General features: G+C 43.0%; 4 protein-coding genes. 1 reads left to right on the top strand and 3 read right to left on the bottom strand.

Translation table 11 applies throughout. From position 1 onward, the window contains the following. Window positions 1-55: 55 nt before the first annotated feature. The 3 genes from ACM0OY_RS39760 to nifH all read right to left on the bottom strand — a co-directional run bounded on the left by ACM0OY_RS39760 (window position 56) and on the right by nifH (window position 3,120). Window positions 56-1,297: a substrate-binding domain-containing protein gene (locus ACM0OY_RS39760; protein WP_414574199.1), complete on the bottom strand. Its 1,242-nt coding sequence runs from the start codon at window positions 1,295-1,297 to the stop codon at window positions 56-58. Window positions 1,298-1,667: 370 nt separating this feature from the next. Next, window positions 1,668-2,054: a hypothetical protein gene (locus ACM0OY_RS39755; protein WP_179069601.1), complete on the bottom strand. Its 387-nt coding sequence runs from the start codon at window positions 2,052-2,054 to the stop codon at window positions 1,668-1,670. A gap of 166 nt (window positions 2,055-2,220) precedes the next feature. Further along, on the bottom strand, window positions 2,221-3,120 hold the full coding sequence (nifH, locus tag ACM0OY_RS39750) for a nitrogenase iron protein (RefSeq protein ID WP_414574198.1): 900 nt from the start codon (window positions 3,118-3,120) through the stop codon (window positions 2,221-2,223). 128 nt (window positions 3,121-3,248) lie between these two features. Here nifH and ACM0OY_RS39745 point away from each other — a divergent pair, with 128 nt between their 5' ends. Beyond that, the gene (locus ACM0OY_RS39745; RefSeq protein WP_414574200.1) at window positions 3,249-3,440 is read left to right on the top strand and encodes an IS1-like element transposase; all 192 of its coding nucleotides are present in this window, start codon (window positions 3,249-3,251) and stop codon (window positions 3,438-3,440) included. Window positions 3,441-3,718: the final 278 nt, after the last annotated feature.

The following is a 3,718-nucleotide window of genomic DNA, read 5'->3' as shown; positions in this document are numbered from 1 at the left end:
GAATTACGAATTACGAATTACGAATTACGAATTACGAATTACGAATTACGAATTATTAAATATTTGCTACAACTTCTCCAATATTGCTAGTGTCATAGCCGCCGAGAATCTCTAATTGCGATCGCACTAGCTGATGTCCCAAGATACTGAGAAATTGCTTTACTGGTTCTTCTTCCAAGTATTCTTTAATAATCACCAAGTCGTATCGCGCCCGGTGAAGGGGGATAAATCCCAATCCAAAGGCAGTAGCTATAGATGCGGTACTGATACCTGCATCAGCGATTCCTGAGACTACGGATAAGGCAACATCTTGATGGCTGTGAACGATATGATCAGATCCTTTAACTTTGTGCAATGGCACTCCTTCTTCTTGGAGTTTTCGTTCTAAAAGCATCCGACTGCCAGAACCTACTTCATGGGTGACAATAGTTGCTCCAAATTCTACTAAGTCGGAAACTGTTTTAATTCCCCTTGGGTTTCCTGATGGGACTAACAAACCTTCTTCCCAAACTCCAAGGGTAATCAAAACGGCACTCTTGCCTGTTAAAGCCTCCCGCGCAAAGGGAATGTTATGTTCCCCAGTTTTGGGATCGTATAAGTGCATTCCTGCAATATGAACTTCACCTTTGCACAGACTACGTAATGCAGCCTTGCTGTGGGCGAAACGATAATGAATTCGCAGTTGCGGATGCCAACGTTCAGTTGCTCTTGCCAAGAGGGAAAGCACAGGCGTACAACCAGCAATCACAACTGTATTGTGTAGTTTGTTTATATCATCCAGAATCCGAACCAGGACTTTATTTGTACCCTTCTGGCTCTGTGCTTCACCCTCCGCATTACTAGCTACTTCTGACGCTAATGACAATTTGCTGATGCTGGGTAACTCTTCCACCCTTACGGATTCCTTAGCATCAGGGTAGATCACTGCAAGCGTCTCACCATCAGCTGGAATCATTTCGATCCGAAAAGCATCATTCCCAACGAGGGGATAAGCTATCCACTGATCCCCAACCCGCGCTAGACTAACTCGCGATCGCTGTTGCTTAGGGACTGATCCCGCAAGAATTGCCTCAACTTCTGGTAAATCTTCTTCAAACCAGAATAAGTCCTCTACTTGGCAGCCAAGAGCCTTGGCTAAACGCAGTGACATAGCAACAGAAGGAGCATATTGCCCTAGTTCCACACCACCAATACTCTGACGAGTAACGCCAGCTATATTAGCTAATTCTTGCTGACTCATACCCAAGCGAGTTCTAATTGACTTCAGGTTATTGCAAAGATTCACATCCAGTTTCATGAGGCTGTATATCTCCGTTAGAAAAAGCCACAGCAGACAAACTTAAATCTGTTGGGTCAATCGCAAGGTTTTCTCGTATTTGCCGCTTTTGTTGTCAGACATATTGATGTTTTGACAATTTTGCTTATTTGCTGCAAGTATAGCATACATATCGCTAAAATACTTGCATTTTTTGGATACTATTTTAGTGATTTAGCGTAGCTTGCCAAACTAGGCATCGCAGTCGGCAAACTACGTCACCAACAGAAAACTTAGTACAGCTTTGCATTAATTCGTAGCGAATGGACTCAAACAGACTTTGCGTTACTCTGCGCCCCTTTGCGTTTAAATTTCAACCCTCAATTCGCCACGGTTTTACGCAAAGCTGTACTTAGTCCGAGTGCGGTAAATCCTGATCTAGATGCCAATTGCCTTTTTTAGTTGGTACTGCCACCCACTGGAGTTCCAACCATAAGATCGGGTTCTTTTCCTTCAACCTTGAGGCGGGATCGCGAATAATGCGTGTGGCATTTATGCAAACAGCCTGACATATCCCCAAATCTTGAGCAACGCCTCTGAAAACATCTTTGTTGTCATTAATTGAGGCAAACAGCATATTAGGATAATAAACAACAAAATGTTGTATAAGTTTTGGAGGGCAGCCCCAGTAAGAGTTTACGAGTTCGACGTGGCAGTACTGGAGCAACTCACCTACTTTGGCACAGCGTTCCTTGACTATGGTGATAAATTTTTCGACTAAAACCTCTTCGGTCAACATAATGAGTTCTCCTCCTTCAATGAGGTAGACGAATTTTGGCGTGGTTCAGAACGCCGATTTCTCAAATGATGGTAAGAAGTTTACGCAGTTTTTTCTGCTTTTTCGAGTCAGAGATCGCCAATTGCTCCAGACACTTTGTATAAGGGATAACCCCTACTGCATCGTCCTATTCAAGAGGTATCTCCGAAAATGAATCTGCAACCTTTGTGGAGTTTGGGCTAATACCTAATGTTTGGAGGTGTCTAAACAACCCAAACTGTACCAGCAGTTCCTCTAGCTGATCGTTAGACATAGATTTCGGAGTGACAAAATCTGTATTTTGGTCAATTGCCATTGCTAGGTTGCGATAGTGCTGCGCCTGTTCAGACTCAGGAGCATACTCAATCACCGTCTTGCGGTGGAACTCTGCTTGTTGCACCATATTGTCTCTGGGTATAGAGTAGATCATTTGAGTCCCGAGTTTCTCTGCCAGAGCTTTGATCAAATCATCTTCCTCATCGACTTTGCGAGAGTTGCAAATCAATCCTCCCAGACGTATACCGCCTATGGGTGCATACTTTTGAATACTTCGGCAGATGTTGTTGACGGTATACATTGCCATAATTTCCCCAGAAGTGATAATGTAAACTTCTTGAGCTTTGCGTTCACGAATGGGCATGACAAATCCACCGCATACCACGTCACCTAGACCGTCATAAAATGTATAATCAAGTCTAACTGCATCATCATAAGCACCAAGTTGTTCCAGCAACCCAATTGATGTCAAAATGCCTCTACCTGCACATCCTACACCAGGTTCCGGCCCACCCGATTCCACACACAGCGTCTTCCCCCATCCCACCTGGCGGAAGTCTTCTAGATTAAAATCATCATCTTCTTCTTTACGCAACGTGTCGAGTACAATCTTCTGGTGGAATCCCCCCAAGAGGAGGCGGGTGGAGTCTGCTTTTGAGTCACACCCTACAACCATCACCTTACGATCCAGATCAGTGAGTCCAGCCACTACATTTTGAGTTGTTGTGGACTTGCCAACTCCCCCTCTTCCATAAATAGCGATTTTCCGCATAAAAACCTCAATAATGGCGCAGACTTATTAATTCGGCTCCCAGATTATGGTGTAATCAAGCAGAGTATTGAATCAAATTGGAGTTGTAAATATTGAAAGTATTTACTACCCAGCTTGTGACTGAATTGATGCTGTTAGATAGTGGACATCAACCGTCTATCCAGCACTATAAATATTGCAGTTATTTGCTAGAAGTTAAACAGCTTCTTACAGATATGGCAGTAAATATTAGCGGGATGCGAGATACAACAAGGATGCTAAAAATTAGTGACAATTCTGTCACCAAAAATCCAAAAAACTTTCACAGATACGGCAGGTGAATGAGAAATTTCTGTTTACTCACAGCAAGACAAGTATTATTTTCGCTGCAAATAAGATACATAAAAAAATCAGTCCAGCCTACGCTATGGCAACAGCTTCGCCAAACGAAAAACCGATTTTTAGGCGGTTTTGCTCCACTTCGATTAACGTTATGCCATCACCAATAACTGATGAGGCTGGTCTGATACTCACTTCAAAGGAACCTAATGAGTTTTTGTCCTTGTTTAGATTCCCTATAAATAAAGAATATCATACATCTGGCCAATTTACTTGCGCT

The sequence above is a fragment of the Nostoc sp. CCY 9925 genome, from assembly GCF_963920935.1.
Classification (GTDB): Bacteria; Cyanobacteriota; Cyanobacteriia; order Cyanobacteriales; family Nostocaceae; genus Nostoc.
This window is presented reverse-complemented; position numbering and strand designations above follow the sequence as displayed.

Coding starts and splice junctions, on each gene's coding strand:
- ACM0OY_RS39745 (WP_414574200.1), top strand. CDS start 3,249: ATGCTGTTAGATAGTGGACATCAACCGTCTATCCAGCACTATAAATAT.
- ACM0OY_RS39755 (WP_179069601.1), bottom strand. CDS start 2,054: ATGTTGACCGAAGAGGTTTTAGTCGAAAAATTTATCACCATAGTCAAG.
- ACM0OY_RS39760 (WP_414574199.1), bottom strand. CDS start 1,297: ATGAAACTGGATGTGAATCTTTGCAATAACCTGAAGTCAATTAGAACT.
- nifH (WP_414574198.1), bottom strand. CDS start 3,120: ATGCGGAAAATCGCTATTTATGGAAGAGGGGGAGTTGGCAAGTCCACA.